Below are 206 nucleotides of genomic sequence, written 5' to 3'. Positions count from 1 at the left end.
GCTCTACTAAATGGCTGTTCAACAACCTATGATGTTGTAGCTCCTAACTGTCAGTGTCCTGCCATTAATCCCCCTAATCCTACCGCTACAAACGTCAACTATTGCTCAGGAGCTACCCCTACTCCTACCCTCTCTGTGACTGTTGGCTCCAATCAGACAGCTGATTGGTACACTACAAACGGCACTCTTCTTCAAGCTAATTCCTT

At 46.6% G+C, this 206-nt stretch carries 1 protein-coding gene; it reads left to right on the top strand.

All coding sequences use genetic code 11. The annotated features are described in order from the left end of the window. Positions 1-206 (top strand): hypothetical protein (locus AC23P2_RS31520; protein ID WP_487776855.1); only part of this gene is annotated, 206 nt, incomplete at both ends.

The sequence above is a fragment of the Runella sp. R0.1_18 genome (assembly GCF_057652155.1).
This window is presented reverse-complemented; position numbering and strand designations above follow the sequence as displayed.